The sequence below is a fragment of the Streptomyces lichenis genome (assembly GCF_023218175.1).
GTDB classification, from domain to species: Bacteria; Actinomycetota; Actinomycetes; order Streptomycetales; family Streptomycetaceae; genus Streptomyces; species Streptomyces lichenis.
In genome coordinates this window covers 26325-41584 of sequence record NZ_JALPTH010000016.1, presented here as the reverse complement: position 1 = coordinate 41584, position 15260 = coordinate 26325, and the positions used below count along the sequence as shown (strand labels likewise).

The 15260-nt window shown below is 73.2% G+C and carries 15 protein-coding genes and 1 tRNA gene; 11 read left to right on the top strand and 5 right to left on the bottom strand.

Annotated elements, in window-relative coordinates; translation table 11 throughout:
• Window positions 1–294 precede the first annotated feature (294 nt).
• The 6 genes from M1O15_RS17360 to M1O15_RS17335 all read left to right on the top strand — a co-directional run bounded on the left by M1O15_RS17360 (window position 295) and on the right by M1O15_RS17335 (window position 5440).
• Window positions 295–567, top strand: coding sequence for a helix-turn-helix domain-containing protein (locus M1O15_RS17360; protein WP_248634790.1), 273 nt, complete (start codon window positions 295–297; stop codon window positions 565–567).
• Window positions 568–774: 207 nt separating this feature from the next.
• Entirely contained in the window at window positions 775–1131 is a 357-nt protein-coding gene (locus tag M1O15_RS17355; RefSeq protein ID WP_248634789.1) for a hypothetical protein, read from the top strand.
• A gap of 7 nt (window positions 1132–1138) precedes the next feature.
• Window positions 1139–1780, top strand: coding sequence for a DUF5819 family protein (locus tag M1O15_RS17350; protein ID WP_248634788.1), 642 nt, complete (start codon window positions 1139–1141; stop codon window positions 1778–1780).
• Window positions 1777–2802 (top strand): HTTM domain-containing protein, encoded by a 1026-nt coding sequence (locus tag M1O15_RS17345; RefSeq protein ID WP_248634787.1) that lies wholly within the window; start codon window positions 1777–1779, stop codon window positions 2800–2802. The genes M1O15_RS17350 and M1O15_RS17345 overlap by 4 nt, the downstream gene beginning before the upstream one ends.
• A gap of 70 nt (window positions 2803–2872) precedes the next feature.
• Complete coding sequence (locus tag M1O15_RS17340) at window positions 2873–3724, top strand: serine hydrolase domain-containing protein (protein ID WP_248634786.1); 852 nt, start codon at window positions 2873–2875, stop codon at window positions 3722–3724.
• A 246-nt stretch (window positions 3725–3970) separates the two neighbouring features.
• Window positions 3971–5440 (top strand): phytoene desaturase family protein, encoded by a 1470-nt coding sequence (locus M1O15_RS17335; protein ID WP_248634785.1) that lies wholly within the window; start codon window positions 3971–3973, stop codon window positions 5438–5440.
• Between the two features lie 85 nt (window positions 5441–5525).
• Here M1O15_RS17335 and M1O15_RS17330 read toward each other — a convergent pair.
• The 4 genes from M1O15_RS17330 to M1O15_RS17315 form a co-directional block, all read right to left on the bottom strand.
• Window positions 5526–5598, bottom strand: a tRNA-Arg gene (locus M1O15_RS17330).
• A gap of 83 nt (window positions 5599–5681) precedes the next feature.
• On the bottom strand, window positions 5682–6866 hold the full coding sequence (locus M1O15_RS17325) for an amidohydrolase family protein (RefSeq protein ID WP_248634784.1): 1185 nt from the start codon (window positions 6864–6866) through the stop codon (window positions 5682–5684).
• A complete protein-coding gene (locus M1O15_RS17320; RefSeq protein ID WP_248634783.1) occupies window positions 6863–8041 on the bottom strand; it encodes an MAB_1171c family putative transporter in 1179 nt (392 codons plus the stop codon). Before M1O15_RS17320 ends, M1O15_RS17325 begins: the two co-directional genes overlap by 4 nt.
• Window positions 8041–8490: a M48 family metalloprotease gene (locus M1O15_RS17315; protein WP_248634782.1), complete on the bottom strand. Its 450-nt coding sequence runs from the start codon at window positions 8488–8490 to the stop codon at window positions 8041–8043. Before M1O15_RS17315 ends, M1O15_RS17320 begins: the two co-directional genes overlap by 1 nt.
• 126 nt (window positions 8491–8616) lie before the next feature.
• Between M1O15_RS17315 and M1O15_RS17310 the strand changes: the two genes are divergently transcribed.
• Complete coding sequence (locus M1O15_RS17310; RefSeq protein WP_248634781.1) at window positions 8617–8925, top strand: hypothetical protein; 309 nt, start codon at window positions 8617–8619, stop codon at window positions 8923–8925.
• 166 nt (window positions 8926–9091) lie between these two features.
• Window positions 9092–10768, top strand: a complete 1677-nt coding sequence (locus M1O15_RS17305) for a class I adenylate-forming enzyme family protein (RefSeq protein ID WP_248634780.1) — start codon at window positions 9092–9094, stop codon at window positions 10766–10768.
• Window positions 10769–10774: 6 nt separating this feature from the next.
• On the opposite strand, the gene M1O15_RS17300 is transcribed toward M1O15_RS17305, so the two are convergent.
• The gene (locus M1O15_RS17300; RefSeq protein ID WP_248634779.1) at window positions 10775–12079 is read right to left on the bottom strand and encodes a M6 family metalloprotease domain-containing protein; all 1305 of its coding nucleotides are present in this window, start codon (window positions 12077–12079) and stop codon (window positions 10775–10777) included.
• Window positions 12080–12460: 381 nt separating this feature from the next.
• Here M1O15_RS17300 and M1O15_RS17295 point away from each other — a divergent pair, with 381 nt between their 5' ends.
• From M1O15_RS17295 to M1O15_RS17285, 3 genes are all read left to right on the top strand, one after another.
• Window positions 12461–13366, top strand: coding sequence for a LysR family transcriptional regulator (locus M1O15_RS17295; protein ID WP_248634778.1), 906 nt, complete (start codon window positions 12461–12463; stop codon window positions 13364–13366).
• Window positions 13367–13468: 102 nt separating this feature from the next.
• Window positions 13469–14080, top strand: coding sequence for a cysteine dioxygenase family protein (locus tag M1O15_RS17290; RefSeq protein ID WP_248634777.1), 612 nt, complete (start codon window positions 13469–13471; stop codon window positions 14078–14080).
• Complete coding sequence (locus tag M1O15_RS17285) at window positions 14080–15258, top strand: YeiH family protein (RefSeq protein WP_248634776.1); 1179 nt, start codon at window positions 14080–14082, stop codon at window positions 15256–15258. Before M1O15_RS17290 ends, M1O15_RS17285 begins: the two co-directional genes overlap by 1 nt.
• Window positions 15259–15260: the final 2 nt, after the last annotated feature.

The following is a 15260-nucleotide window of genomic DNA, read 5'->3' as shown; positions in this document are numbered from 1 at the left end:
GCGGAGAGCGACCGCTCCCCGCCGGCCCCCCCGTCGTCTGCCCGGCGGGGGTGCCGAGGCCGGTCGACGAGGTGAAGCCGGTTTCTCTCGGTGAGGCAACGGTTGCTGACTGTGTTTCAGGTCACTCATGCTGGTTTCCGTTCGCCCCGCGACACTAAACTGCGAGTAAGTATTCGGGCCGGGTGAAACGCTTGCGCGGCGGCTGACCACCGCTTGCCGAAAGTGTGACCGGCCTGCCTTGTCGTGCCTTTTTTCCGCACCGACGGGGCGAGATAGTCAAGGGGGAATTTTCGCATGACCACGGGTGCAGGGAACCGGCCGTTCGACGTTTCCGTCGACATGGCGACGCTGGCACGTCTGACCGGCCGGGAGCGCGAGGTGTTGCGCTGCCTGGCCAGAGGCGAGATGAACCGGGTGCTGGCCCGTCGGCTCGGAATAGCCGAACGGACCGTTCGTGCTCATGTCACCAGTATTGTGCGCAAGTTGGGTGTGGGATCCAGGTTCGAGGCCAGTCTGGTGGCGTTCCATCATTACGAGGCGCTCACCGACGAGGCAATAGCCTCCTGAGGCATTGCCGCATGCGGCAATGCCGGAAAGGCCATGCCCCGGGCGGCGATGCCGGAAAGGTCATGCCCCAGGAGGCAATGGCAGAGCCCGTCCCGCAGGGGCAGGATCGACGGCGTTGTCCGCCATGCAGGGGTAACCACCCGGAGCACCTGGCCGGGCGCATGGCTTCGTCCGAACCTCGATCACCATTTTGGGGGAGTAGACCGAATGAACATGAAGAAGATCGCCACCGCCGCCGGTGTCGCCACCGCCGGTGTCGCCCTGTTCGTCACCACCCAGGGCAGCGCCCAGGCCGCCCCGGCCCAGCCGGCCCCGGCCGTGACCGCCGCCGCCCAGCCTTCGCAGGACAAGGCACCGCAGGCCCTCGGCTCGCTCGTGGGCAAGGCCGCCAAGTCCGTGGGCAAGGCCGCCACCAAGGCGGCCAACAAGGCCACGGCCGTCGGCAAGGGCATGGCCGTGGTGGCGAAGAGCAACGCCGACAACATGCTGGGGCACGGCAGCGTTTTCGCCCCTCCGGCGGACCTGCCGCAGGGAGTCACGGCCGACGCGGTCTTCGACCGCTAAGCATCACGTGACGAACACGTATCGCACGACCAGGAGGGCGGCGCTCGTTGTCGGCGGCGCCCTCCTGGGCGCTCATATGGCCATGGCCGCCCTGTCGCAGGCGCCGCTCAGCCCGGCGAAACTCGTCTACGGCGACCCGGTTGCGGAGTATCTCGACCCGTATTTCTCGCAGAACTGGCAGCTCTTCGCGCCGACACCCGTTTCCGACAACCGGGGAATCCTGGCGAGGGCCACCTGCGCGGACGGATCGGTGACCCAGTACTACGACGTGTCGACCCGTGCGGTGGAGAAGGCGCAGGACTCCCGCTTCTTCCCGTCACGAGAGGTCCGCATCGTCTCCGCACACCTCCAGAACATCACCAACAGCGAGGAGATCGTCAGAAGGATTCGCCAGCGGCAGACCAACGACAAGAAGCCCATGCTTCCTCCGCTGCCCTATGAGAGGGCCACCGAGGCGGAAGCGGTGAAGGGGCTTTCCCGGTACGCCTACGACCAGATGCCCACCGTCTGCAACGGGAAAGCGGCGAAAGTCCAGGTCCGTATGTACGTGGACCAGTTGCCGCCGTGGTCGAAGCGTCATGACCCCTCCGCCGAAGGAAAGGTCCTGGTGAAGGACTTCGCCTGGCAGAAAGCCCGGGATCTGCGATGAGAGACCTGCTGAAGAACGCCACCGCCCGGCTGGATTCCTGGTCCACGGATTACGCGGCCGTCACCGGTGTGTCGGGGACGCGCCTGCTGCTCGGTTTCGTCGGCCTCATGTACTACGTGGGTCAGTACCAGGAGCGGAACTACCTGTTCGGCCCGGACGGGGTGCTGCCGCACGAGGAGTTCACGGCACAGCTGACCGGCTTCAGCCTGTACGCCCTGTCGGCGTCGCCGTGGTACTTCCAGCTCCTCTACCACCTGGGCATCGCCGTCGCGCTGGCCGTGACGCTCGGCGTCGGCGGCCGGCCCGGACTGGCGCTCCACTGGGTCCTGCTGTGGTCGGTCTACCAGCGTCAGCCCGGCCTCCTGGACGGCGGCGACAACCTCGCGTACGTCGTCATCCCGTTCCTGCTCCTGACACGCTGCTACGACCGGTTCGCCCTGCCGACCGGCCTCGCGAACCGTCTCGTCCAGCGGCTGCCCGGCCGACTGCGGGCGCTGTCCGTGCCGTTCCACAACCTGGGCGTCCTCATGGTGGCGGTGCAGATCTGCCTGGTCTACGTGGTCTCCGGCCTCTACAAGGTCATGGGCGAGGAGTGGCAGGACGGCACCGCCCTCTTCTACATCATGCGCGTCGCCGAGTTCGAGTTGCCCGGCTGGTCGAACCTGGTCTACGAGAACGACCTCCTGGTCGTGCTCGGCACCTACGGGACGGTCGCCTTCCTGGTCTACTTCCCCCTGGGCGTGCTCGTCCCGGCGCTGCGTCCCTGGGCGGCCGTTGCTTCCATCTGCTTCCACCTGTCGATCGCGTTCTTCATGGGGCTGACCGGGTTCGCCCTGACGATGATCGCGTGCGATCTTGTCTTTCTGTCCGGAGCCCTCGATCGCGCACTGCTGTGGGCCCGGGGCAGACTGCCCAGGACCTGGGCGGCCGGGGCGGCGGACACGGCGGTACCGGCGGCCCTTCCGGAGGCGGAACGACCGAGCGGGGAGAGCGGAACGAGGACGGCCGCCAAACCCGTCTGACCCACCCGTCTCATCCCACCCGCCCACCCACCCGATCCGACCCGCCTGACTGACAGGAGCGACGGACAACGTGCCCACCCCGATCTGCCTGCTGGGCGGTGCCGGTATAGACGACCGGGTCGCCCACGGCCACGACCCGGACCGGTTCGTGGAAATCGGTTCCCTCAGCAAGGTGTTCACCGGCACCGTCCTGGCCCGGCTGGCCAAGGACAAGGCCGTCGAGCTCGACACCCCGCTGGAGGAGTGCCTGGACGAGGTGCCCGCCGGGACGGGCATCACGCTCCGGCACCTCGCCGGGCACACCTCGGGCCTGCCGCGCCTGCCGGTCCACCCCGCTGGGCCGCCCGGCGACCCGTACGCCGCCTTCACCGAGCAGGCTCTGCGCGCCTCGTTGCGCGAGCTGGACCGCGTGGCCACCGGGCGGCTGGGGCAGGAGGAGTACTCCAACCTGGGGTACGCCGTGCTCGGTCACGCCCTCACCACCGCCACCGGACGCTCCTACCAGCAGCTGGTGGACGAACTCGTCCTGCTGCCACTGGGGTTGGAGGCGGGTGCGGTGACCTCGTCGCCGCCGGGGGAGCGGCGCCTGATCCCCCGCGGTCTGTTCGGCAGGCCCCGGCCCCTGTGGACCATGACGGGACCGATCCTCCCGGCCGGTGGGCTCTGGTCCACCTGCCGGACGCTGTCCCGGGCCGTGACCGGACTGCTCGTCGAACGCCGGCTGGGGCCGCCCGCGCCCGGCTGGCGTCGAGGCTCCTCGCTCACCTGGCACGACGGCGCCACGCGCGGCTCGTCCGTGGTGGCCGCCGCGCACGACGACGGCCGCTGGGTCGTCCTGCACCGCCTGGGCGGCCTGGCCGGCACCGAGAAGCTCGCCAGGAAGGTCTTCCTCACGGCTCCCGCACCGCACGGCCGGACCTGATCACCAAGCGCGGGCCACGGAGGCGCCCCGCGTATCGCCTGGTTCGCCCGGTCGGCACGACACTTCGGCGAGTACGGCCGGCGGCGACGGGCCGCCGCGCCTCGCCGTCGGCACGGGCGCCGCGCTGGTGACCGCCGTGCTGGCGCGGTTCGTACCGCACCGCTCACCGGCCTGCCGCCGTGGCCGCCGCCGGCCCGCTCCGCGCCGGGGCCATCGGATGGCCGGCCTTCCCCTGAGAGGACGTCCATGACGGATGCCGTCGTCGTCGGTTCCGGGCCGAACGGGCTCGCCGCCGCGCTCACCCTGGCCCGTGCCGGGCTCCGGGTCGAGGTGTTCGAGGCACATGAGCACATCGGCGGAGGCTTGCGCACGGAACCGCTCTTCGACTCCGAGGTGCTGCACGACATCTGCGCGGCCGTGCACCCCATGGCGCCGGTGTCCCCCTTCATGAGGTCGCTCGACCTGGAGGGGAACGGCGTCGCCCTGCTGCACTCCCCGGCCGCCTACGCGCACCCGCTCAAGGGCGGCCCGGCCGCCCTGGCCTGGCGTGATCTGGACACCACCTGCGCCGAACTCGGCCGGGACGGGCCGGGCTGGCGGCGGCTGATGCTCCCGCTGATGGAGCGTTCCGCTGACGTGGTGGAGCTGATGCTCTCCTCACAGCGCACACCGCCGAACCCGCGGGCCCTGGCCGTACTGGCCACCCGGCTGCCGGCGCAGGCTCTGCGCGCCGGCGGCGGCCTGCGCACCGAGGCGGCCCGGGCCCTCCTCACCGGGGTGGCCGCCCATGGCATCGGGCGGCTCCCCTCATTGGCGTCCGCCGCGGTCGCGCTGCTGCTCGGGCACCTGGCCCACACCACCGGCTGGCCCGTCCCGCGGGGCGGGTCCCGGGCCGTCGCCGCCGTCATGGCCGCGCAGATCGAGCGGCTCGGCGGCCTGATCCACACCGGCGTCCGGGTGGACAGCCTGCGGGACCTGCCCGCGCGCCGCCTCACCCTGCTGGACGTCTCGCCCCGCGAGCTGGCCCGGATCGCCGTGCTGCCCGCGCGGTATCTGCGCATGCTGTCCCGCTACCGGTACGGTCCGGGCGCCGCCAAGGCCGACTTCCTCATCGAGGGCGCGATCCCCTGGGCCGACCCCCGCCTCGGCCAGGCCGCCACCGTCCATCTGGGCGGGGCCCATGGCACGGCAGCGGAGCTGGCCCGGGCCGAGACCGCCACGGCCCGGGGCCTGCGGGCCCCGCACCCGTACATCATCGTGGTCGACCCGGCCGCCGCGGACCCGGCACGCGCCGTCCGGGGCAGGAGGCCGGTGTGGGCCTACGCGCACGTGCCCCACGGCGACACCCGCGACCCCCTGCCGATGATCCGTGCCGCCCTGGAGAACCACGCCCCGGGCTTCACCGACACCGTGATCGCCGAGCGCGGTGTGTCGGCGGCCCGGCTGGGCGTGTACAACCCGAACTACGTGGGCGGCGACATCGCGTCCGGCGCGATGACCCTGTGGCAGACGCTCGCCCGCCCCGTGCCGCGCTGGAACCCCTACCGGACGCCGCTGCCCGGCACCTGGCTGTGCTCCTCGGCGACCCCACCGGGCCCCTCGGTCCACGGCATGTGCGGATACCACGCGGCCCGGGCGGCGTTGGCCACCTGGCCGGAGGCGGCTCGGTCCACCCCGGCCCGGCTCGGTGGCGGCGGTCGCCCGCTCGAACGCTGACCCCGCCCGCCGCCTGGGCCCCGGGCAGGCAGGCGGCCATGAATCCCGACGGGCACCCGCGAGGTCCGCAGGTGCCCGTCCGCTGTGCCCCCGGCAGGATTCGAACCTGCGACACCCGCTTTAGGAGAGCGGTGCTCTATCCCCTGAGCTACGAAGGCGGGGAGATCGATGTGATCCGGTGCCTAGCGTAGCCGATACGGGCTGACGCCAGGCAGGGCTCCCGTACCCCGGGTGACGGAGGTCAGACGGGGAGATGGCGACCCGCGGTGTAGATGTGGCGGGGGTGGCGGAGGGCGTTCAGGTCGGTGAGGGGGTTGCCGTCGACGACGAGGAGGTCGGCTCGCATGCCGGGGGCGAGGGAGCCGGTGTCGGTGAGGGCGAGGGCGTGGGCGGAGGTGGTGGTGGCCATGTCGAGGATCTCGGGGTGGCCGAAGCCGAGGGAGGCGAAGAACTCCAGCATGCCGACGTAGTCGCCGAAGTGGGCGCCCGGTACGCCGGCGTCGGTGCCGGCGATGAACCGCACGCCGGCCTGCCGCATCTCGCCGATGACGTCGATCATGGCCTGGGCGCGTTCGGGGCCCATCTGCTTCAGGAAGAGCTGCCAGTCGCCGGAGACGCAGCGGCAGACGGCGACGTCCTCGGCGACGATGCGTCGGGTGGTCTCCGGGTCGTGGACGACGCCCTCGGCGGTGCGCCAGGAGCAGTGCTCCAGGGTGCGGACGCCGGCGTCCACGCACTGGGTGATGGTCTCGGTGCCGTGCACATGGGCGGCCACGGGCAGGCCGTGGCGGGCGGACTCACGGACGATCAGGCGCAGTTGGTGGAGGGTGAACTGCGGCTCCCACATCTTCGGGCCGCCCGGGGTGAGCGCGCCGCCCGAGGCCATCACCTTGATGAGGTCGGCTCCGGCGGCCGCGTTGCGGGCGATGCGGTCGCGGATGCCGTCGTCCGAGACGACCTCGCCGCCGAGGAAGTGGCAGTGGCCGCCGTGCGAGGTGAGCGGGGCGGTCGCGGCGAGGATGCGGGGGCCGGACGCCGTGCCGGAATTGATGGAGTCGCGGAGGGGGATGGTGAGGGCGTCGCGGTCGCCGAGGTCGCGGACGGTGGTGATTCCGGCGGCCAGCAGCCGGGTGGCGCGTTCGGCCATGGCGGTGGCCAGGTCGGGGGCCGCCGCCTCGGTCACGGCACGGACCGGGTCCGGCCCGGCGTCGAAGGACAGGTGGACATGGCAGTCGATCAGGCCCGGCAGCACCGTCGCGCCGGGGCAGCGCAGCCGCGGCACTTCGGTGGGGACCGAGGCGTCCAGTGCGGCGGCCGGGCCGACCGCGGCGACGCGGTCGGCGTCGAGGAGCACGGCGCCGTGGGGGATGACATGGTCCGCCGGGCCGGTGATGACGCGGTCCGCGGTGATCAGCAGCTGGTTCACGCTTTCCTCTCGCGGATGGAGGGGGGTTGGGCGGAGGAGATCGTAGGGAAGGCGCGGGATATGGCGACGAGCTCGCGGGCGTCGGCGTCCAGACCGGTCTCCGCGGGCGAGGGCGACGCCACCGGGGTGGCGGGGAGTTCGGTGCCCGTGGCGGGAGCGCCGGTGGACTGCCGTAGGCGCAGGGCCGTGGCGATGAGCCGTGCGACATGGTCGGGCGGGCCGCCGGCGAGGTCCTCGTCGGGGGCGAGGCGCCGCAGGTGCGGGCTCAGCCGCAGCAGTCCGTCCCGGCACTCGATGAGCCGGCGGTAGAAGCGCTGCTGGGGGGAGCTGCGCAGACGGCCCCAGGGCCGCCCGGACGGGTTGCGGACCAGCACGATCTCCGGGTAGGCGGCGGCCAGGGCCGTCCAGAGCGGGGTCAGCTCCCGGTACATCCGGCGGTGGTGGACGGCCGACCGCCACCGGGCGCCCAGGTGCACGGCGGCCGAGTAGCAGGTGCCGACCAGGACGACGCCCATGGACCAGTTGGCCGCCGACCAGTTGACCGTGTTGAACGACTGGTGGGCGCCGGGTGTGTCGATACGGAGCACCACCAGCACCAGGCGCCCCAGGGCCGTGGCGGTCAGCCCGAGGAGCCCGACGGCCATCGTCCGCAGCCCGAGCGCGAGGGGCCGCGACACCGTGCCGGCGAAGCGCAGCGCGTACAGGGCGCAGGCCGCGTACGCGTAGACGAAGTAGGCGTTGCCGACGACGTAGAAGAAGGCGATGGCCGGCTCCGCCATGTGCGGGGTGCTCAGCGAGTGCCCGCGCATCTCCGCCGGCGTGGCGATCATGGCGGCGGTCAGCGCGGTCAGGACGCCGACGAGCAGCGCGGTGTCGATCCGCCGGTACCTGCGGGTGGTGGCGTCCGGGAGGCCCGCGCAGGAGACGAAGAACGAGACGAGGACATAGAGGCCGGACAGGTAGATGCCGTTGTACGCGACCTTGCCCGTACCGGCGGTGGTGGCCCCGTCGATGGCCGAGGTCACCTCGGGGAAGCTGAGGATCTCGCCGGTCAGCAGCAGGAGCAGGCAGAGCACGAGGGAGCGCAGCGCCCGGTCGTACGGTGAGCGCGCCAGGTCCACCGCCTTCCACAGCACGCCGAGGGAGAGAAGGACGATGAGGGGGACTTGGAACATCAGAACCGTCCGGATCCGCCGCCGAGGGCCGGGGCGACGCGGTGCGCGGGGGGAGCGCCCAGGCCGAGCAGCCCGGCCGGTTCCATGATGATGGTGGCGACCAGCTCGGCCTCGCGCTCCTGCGCCTCGTCGTAGCCGGTGCGCTGGAGCACGCGGCGGACGGCGGCGGGCGACAGATGCGGCACCATGCCTTCGAGGGCGTCGGCGATCGGCCGGCTGCCGTGGTGCCCGGCCAGGATGTGCCCCACCTCGTGCGTGATGATGTGGTCCTGGTGGGCGCGGGTGGTCTCGCGCTGGAAGAAGATGTAGTCGGTGGTGGCGGTGGCCATCCACAGGCCCGAGGGGCCGTTGATGGGGAACCGGTACGGCAGCAGGCGGACGGCGCGGCCGCGGTGGTTCCCGAGGAGGGCGCACAGTCCTCGGACGTCCAGCGGCGGACGGAAGCCCATGCTCCGCAGTTCGCGCTTGCACCACCGACGCAACTGTCGCTCCCGCACGGAGGTCCCCTCGACGTCCACTCTGATCACTGATCATGTAACAGCGGGGCAAGGGCCGGGTACAGGGGGATTTTGGACATGATCGGCCCACCGCCGTACCGCCCGGGCTCGCCGCCCACGTCCGGCGCCCCGCGCCCGCGCCCGGCGGTACGGCGGGACCGTGATCTGTGGCGGCCCGGGGGTATCGGCCTGCTGTTCCCCCTGTGGCTGGGCAGCCACGCCGATCTGCTGCTGGGGGTGGAGGCGCAGCTCACCTGTGCGCTGGTGGGCACGGAGTCCGACGCGGCGCGACTGCCGGCCCCCGCGAGCGGCATGCTCCTGGTCTCCGTCCTCGTCCTGACCGTGTTCACGGCCGTCGCCCACTTCACCGCCGCGCGCAGGGAGTGAGCCGCGCGGGGCGCAAGATAGATGGCTCATGCACTTACCTTGACGTGTGCGTCGTGCGGGGCATAGCGTCGCGAGGGCGTGAGCAAGCGCTTAGGTCGAGCGTCGAGCATCGAGCGTCGGGTGCGAGGGTGGTGCCCGGGGACACGAAGGAAGAAGGGCGACCGCCGTGCCGCAGACCGATCCCGTCGAATCGCTCGCCGACCCCGCCGCGCTGCTCACCGCACCCGGTGCCCCGTTCGCGGTCACCACCGGGCCGGACGGCCGGCGGACCTACGCGGACGGGCCCCGCACCCTGCGCGAGTTCGCCGAGGTGACCTGGGCGTACGGCGAGCGGCCGTTCCTGGTGGCGGAGGAACGCACCTACACCTACGGGGAGTTCTTCGCCGCCGCCTGCGCGCTCGCGCGACGGTTCACCGAGGTCTACGGGCTGCGCCGGGGCGACCGGGCCGTGGTGGCGATGCGCAACCACCCCGAGTGGCAGATCGCCTTCTGGGCCACCCAGCTGGCCGGACTGGTCGCCGTACCGCTCAACGGCTGGTGGACCGAGGAGGAGTTCCGGTACGCGCTGGACGACTGCCGCCCCCGGCTGCTGCTGGTCGACGGCGAACGGGTCGCCCGGGTACGGGACTGGGCCACCGCGCACGCGGCCCACCTGCTCGTCTTCCACGCGGAACACGGAGAGGCGGAGGAGCGGTACGAGGAACTCCCCGCCGCCGACCCCGCGCTCGGGCCGCCCGAGGTGGACGTACGGCCCGAGGACGACGCCACGATCATCTACACGTCCGGCACCACCGGCCGCCCCAAGGGCGCCGTGGCCACCCACCTCGCCCAGGCCGGGGCCGCCGCCAACCCGCGCTACCATGCGGCGCTCGCCGCCCTGCAGGCCGGCACCGTGCCCGGGCTCGGCCCCGCCCCCGTCTCCCTCACCACCTTCCCCTTCTTCCATGTGGCCGCCTTCACCTCGGTGTACGCGGTGATGGCGGCGGGCGGCACGCTGGTGATGATGCGCAAGTGGGACGCCCGGCGCGCCCTGGACCTCATCCACGCGCACGGCGTCACCCACTACGCGGGCGTCCCCACCACTGCGCTCCAACTGCTGGACGCCGCCGAGGCGGACCCGCGCGGCCTGGGACCGCTCACCCTGCTCAGCACCGGCGGGGCCGCCGCGCCGCCCGGTATCGCCGCCCGCTGCACGGGCCCGGTCGAGCCGCGCAACGGCTACGGGCTGACCGAGACCAGCGGGGGAGTGCTCTCCCACGCCGGGGACGACTACCGGCTCCACCCAGGCGCGGTCGGACGGCCCACCCCGGCCACCGAGGTGCGTGTCGCGGGGGCCGACGGGGAGCCGGTGGCCGACGGCGAGGTGGGCGAGCTGTGGCTGCGCGGGCAGTCCCTGGTCCGCGGCTACTGGGAGGACCCGGAGGCGACCGCCGCCGCGTTCACCCCCGACGGCTGGTTCCGCACCGGGGACCTGGCGACCGTGGACGAGGGCGGCCGGGTCGCCATCGTGGACCGGCTCAAGGACATGGTGATCCGCGGCGGCGAGAACGTGTACTGCGTGGAGGTGGAGACCGCCCTGCACGGCCACCCCGACGTCCTGGACGCCGCCGTGCTCGGCGTACCGCACCCGCGCCTCGGCGAGGAGGTCGCCGCCGTGGTCCGGCTGCGGGAGGGGGCGGCGGCGGACGAGGAGGAGCTGCGGGCCCATGTGGCGGGCAGCCTCGCCCCGTTCAAGGTCCCGGCGCACATCCGCCTCCAGCAGGCCCCGCTGCCCCGCAACGCCACCGGCAAGGTCCTGAAGCGCGAGCTGCGGGCCGGGCTCGCGGACGGTCCGGACGAGTAGGGCTGCTCAGGAGGAGCGGGTGACGCGGACGCGGTAGGCGCCGGTGCGGCGGTTCTCGCCCAGGACGGTGATGCGCAGGCCGGCCTCGTGGTCGGCGAAGGACTCACCGGGGCGGAACGGGGCGTCCGACAGCTCGGCGTGGACGTTGGGGCGGCGGGTGCAGCCGCCGCTCTCCTCGTCGCTGTCGGCGACGGTGATCGGGCCCTGGCCGGTGTCCACGTCGGCGCGTACGTGGTAGATGAGCACGCCCGGTTCGCAGACCGCCTCGTCGTTGCCGGCCCGGGTGCGGACCTCGATGGCGTACCCGGACTCCGGGGTGAGCGGGACGAAGGCCAGCTTGGGGCCGCCCTTCCTGGCCAGCGGGGTGAGGGTGAAGTCCCGGCTGCCGGGCGCGGCGGCGCACTTGATCTGCTTGTCGTCCAGCCAGCCGAGCTTCCACTTGTGCCAGCCCAGCATGTCGTTGTTGGCCCCCCAGTCCTCGGACATGATGTCCCAGTGCCCGACCGCGCCGCCGCCCTCGGCGGTGTACAGGTCCGGCAGCCCGAAGACATGGCCGTTCTCGTGGGGGAGCACCCGGAAGCCGGTCTCGTGGTAGCTGCCCGAGCCGTCGTCCTGGCGGCTGTAGACGAAGGATGTGTTGGCGAGCGGGGTGCCGTCCGCCTGCGGGGCCTCCCCGTTGCCGGAGAAGGTCACGGAGAGCACGGTGTCCAGGGCGGACGGCCCGGCGTTCGGGGTGACCAGGATGTTGACCAGGTCGTACGTGCTGAAGTCCACCTTGGGGTCGGCGGCGGCCACGATGTCCTGGACCAGCTGGCGGTACCCCGGCTCGTACGGCGAACCGCGCTCGATCCCGTACGCGGAGAAGGGCGCCGGCATCCGCAGCCAGTCCGGCAGCGGGGTCTCGGCCCGGTAGCGCAACCGCCCGTACGAGCTGGCGCGGAACCACCGCTCGGTCTGCGGGAAGAACTCGGAGAACCGCTTCATCGCCGGGCCGTCCCCGGGCGCGTCCGAGAAGTCGACCATCAGGTTGAGGGAGCGGACCTGGCCGGTGGAGCGGGTGTAGCCGGAGCCGGTCGGCACCCCTTCGGAGAGCTGCACGCCCAGCGGCGGCTCGATCCGGCAGGGGTCCAGCCCCCGGTCCTCGGCGGCCTCCCGGGCGGATATCGGCCCGGCGCCCGACGCACTGGACGGGTCGGGCAGCGTGGCACTGGCGGTGGCCAGTCCGGCGACCACCAGCGTGGTGGCCGCGCCCAGGGCGATCGGCCTGCGTATTCGCCGCAGTGGCGGCCGCAGCCGCAGTGCTTGCCGCATACCCACGCCCGCCTTCGCCCGTCCGGCAGCCGGCCGGATCCGGGCTGCGCTCCCTGCGCTCAGCGTCAGCCGGGTGGCGCACCGGCGCGCGCCGAGCTGATCCGATCGGTGGAATTCGGGGCGGGGGAGGCGTGGGCCGGGGGCCCCGCGCGCATGGCGGTGGAGGTCGGGGGCAGGAGATGCGGTCGGGCGGTGGGCCGGGGGCCAGGGGAGTGGCAGGGGGTTGGGAGGGGGCGGATTCCCCACCCCAATTTCCGCTTATGGTTCCGGGCCCCGATCCCGGCCCGTCCATCTCGGGCAGCCGCTGCCGCCCGGCCCCTCTCGGCCGGCCCCTCTCCGCCCGTTCCTTTCAGCCCGCCGCTCTCGGCTTATGCTGCCCGGGTGTTCGATTCCCGGTACATCAGGACCTTCCAGGAAGTGGTCAGGACCGGTTCCTACACGGCGGCCGCCCGCGCGCTCGGCTACACCCAGCCCGCCGTCAGCCAGCAGATGAAGGCGCTGGAACGGGATGTCGGCACCGCGCTCTTCACCCGGATCGGACGCGGGCTGCGGCTGACCGAGGCGGGGCAGGCGCTCACCCGGCACACCGGTCCCATACTCGACAGCCTCGCGGTGGCCCAGCAGCAGATCGACGCCATCGCCCGGCTGCGGTCCGGACGGGTGCGGGTCTGCGCGTTCCCCAGCGCGGCGGCGACCATACTGCCCGGCGCGATGGCCCGGGTCCGGGACGAGCACCCGGGTGTGATGGTGGAGTTGAGCGAGAAGGAGCCGCCGGACTCGCTGCGGGCGCTGGCCAGGGGCGAGTGCGACATCGCGATCGCCTTCGACTACCCGGGCTTCCCGACCGACGCCCCGGAGGAGCTGGCCGGGGTCCGGCTGCTGGAGGACCCGCTGACGGTGCTGCTGCCGGTGGGCCACCCGCTGGCCCGGCGGCGCTCCGTGCGCCTCGCGGACCTGGCCGGGGAGCGCTGGATCGCCGGCTGCGCCCGCTGCCGCACCTACTTCGTGCACGCCTGCGCGGAGGAGGGCTTCACCCCGGAGATCGCCTGCACCACGGACGACAACCTGGTGCTGCAGAGCCTGGTCGCGGCGGGGGTGGGCATCGCCATGGTGCCGTCGCTGGTGCTGTCCTTCCTCTGCCACGGCCAGGTCACCGGGCGGATCCTGGAGCCGCACACCCGCCGCCAGGTCTACGCGTACGCGCTCCGCGACCATCTGCGGATACCCGCCACCGCGCTGCTGCTGGAGGAGATCACCACGGCGGCGGAGGCCCGGGTGGGCTGTTGAGCCCCGTTCCCCACTGAGAACGGCGACTCATAAGCGGGCGTTGGGGACCTGCCAACGGACCGTCCTTGGACGGCTCCGCCCGCGCGCGTCGACGCTGCCGTCATGACCCCCACTGCCAGCTCCCCGACGGCCGACCGGACCACCCACCGGACCACCGCCCGGACCAGCGACGGGACCGCCGCCCGGACCACCGACCGGCTGCGGACGCTCGTCGGCGGTATCCGCGCGGCGGTGGACCGCGGGCTGCCACCGGAGGCCACCGCCTGGCTGGTCGCCGACGCGCTGCGGCCGCACCTCACCGCGCCGGACCTGCTCACCCCCGCCCAGTGCGAGGGCGACCCGGACCGCTACCGCCAGCATGTGCTGCACGCCGAGCCGGACGGGATGTTCTCGCTGGTCGCCCTGGTCTGGCTGCCCGGCCAGCAGACCTCGATCCACGACCATGTCTCCTGGTGCGTCACCGGGATCCACCGGGGCGAGGAGCACGAGCGCCGCTACCGGCTGGTCCCGGACCGCCCGGGCGCACGGCTGGAGGCGGCCGGCGACCTGGTCAGCCCGGCGGGCACGGTCACCGCCTTCGCGCCGCCCGGCGACATCCACCGGGTGTGCAACGGCGGTACGGACACGGCCATCTCGCTCCATGTCTACGGCGCCGACATCACCCGGCTCGGCAGCAGCGTCCGCCGCGTGTACCGGCTCCCGGCCGACCGCTGATGGCCCTCCTCGACCGGGCCGCCACCCGTACGGCCACGGGCTCCGGAACGTCTACGGCGCCCCGTACGGCCACCGGGCCCCGTACCGCCGCCCGGCCCCGTACCGCGGACCCGGCGGCCGGCCGGTGGTGGGCGAGCGAGCCGTGGCCCGGGCTGGCGGTGGCGGCGGCCGGGGTGGGCGCCGCCTGGCTGGTGCACCGGGCGCTGCCGGCCGTCCCCTTCCTCACCGTGGCCGTGGTGCTGGGCATCGCCGCCGCGCACACCCCCCGGGTGCGGGAGGGACTGCGCGGCCGCTGCCGGGCCGGGCTCACCCTGGCCGCCAAGCGGCTGATGCGGGTCGGGGTGGTGCTGCTCGGCCTGAAGCTGAGCCTCTCGGACGTGGCCGGCCTCGGCTGGCGGACGGTCGCCATGGTCGTCGGCGTGGTCGGATTGACCCTGGCCGGCACCTGGTGGCTGGGGCGGCGGCTCGGGCTGCCCGGGGACCAGCCGCTGCTGATCGCGACCGGATACGCCATCTGCGGGGCCTCGGCGATCGGCGCGGTCAGCGCGGTCCGGGACGGGGCGGAGAGCGACGAGGGCCGGGAGCAGGGCCGGGAGGACGCGGCGACGGCGGTCGCCCTGGTCACCCTCTGCGGCACCCTGGCGATCGCCGTGCTGCCGCTGCTGCACGGACCGCTGGGCCTGAGTGACGCCCAGTTCGGGCGGTGGGTCGGCGCGGGTGTCCACGATGTCGGCCAGGTGGTGGCCGCCGCGCAGACCGCGGGCCCGGCGGCGCTGGGCGAGGCCGTGCTGGTCAAGCTGATGCGGGTGGCCCTGCTCGCCCCGCTGGTCGCGATGCTGGTGCTGACCGCCCGGCGCCGAGCGGCGGTCCTGGGCGTACGGGAGGGGGCCGCGGGCGACCGGGGCGGGGCCGGGCGGCGGCCGCCCCTGGTGCCGCTGTTCGTCGCCGGGTTCCTCGCCATGGTGGCGCTGCGCACCACCGGGGTGCTGCCCGAGTCGGTGCTCACCGGCGCCGGGCACGCCCAGGAGCTGCTGCTGGCGGCGGCCCTGTTCGGACTGGGCAGCGCGGTGCATCTGCCCTCGCTGGCTCGGACCGGCGCCAAGGTGGCGGTGCTGGGGCTGACCTCCTGGGTGCTGATCGCGGCGGCCGCCTACGCGGGCGTGCTGCTCACCACCTGACC

Coding starts and splice junctions, on each gene's coding strand:
- M1O15_RS17320 (WP_248634783.1), bottom strand. CDS start 8,041: ATGTTCCAAGTCCCCCTCATCGTCCTTCTCTCCCTCGGCGTGCTGTGG.
- M1O15_RS17355 (WP_248634789.1), top strand. CDS start 775: ATGAACATGAAGAAGATCGCCACCGCCGCCGGTGTCGCCACCGCCGGT.
- M1O15_RS17315 (WP_248634782.1), bottom strand. CDS start 8,490: ATGGGCTTCCGTCCGCCGCTGGACGTCCGAGGACTGTGCGCCCTCCTC.
- M1O15_RS17300 (WP_248634779.1), bottom strand. CDS start 12,079: ATGCGGCAAGCACTGCGGCTGCGGCCGCCACTGCGGCGAATACGCAGG.
- M1O15_RS17310 (WP_248634781.1), top strand. CDS start 8,617: ATGATCGGCCCACCGCCGTACCGCCCGGGCTCGCCGCCCACGTCCGGC.
- M1O15_RS17335 (WP_248634785.1), top strand. CDS start 3,971: ATGACGGATGCCGTCGTCGTCGGTTCCGGGCCGAACGGGCTCGCCGCC.
- M1O15_RS17290 (WP_248634777.1), top strand. CDS start 13,469: ATGACCCCCACTGCCAGCTCCCCGACGGCCGACCGGACCACCCACCGG.
- M1O15_RS17285 (WP_248634776.1), top strand. CDS start 14,080: ATGGCCCTCCTCGACCGGGCCGCCACCCGTACGGCCACGGGCTCCGGA.
- M1O15_RS17360 (WP_248634790.1), top strand. CDS start 295: ATGACCACGGGTGCAGGGAACCGGCCGTTCGACGTTTCCGTCGACATG.
- M1O15_RS17345 (WP_248634787.1), top strand. CDS start 1,777: ATGAGAGACCTGCTGAAGAACGCCACCGCCCGGCTGGATTCCTGGTCC.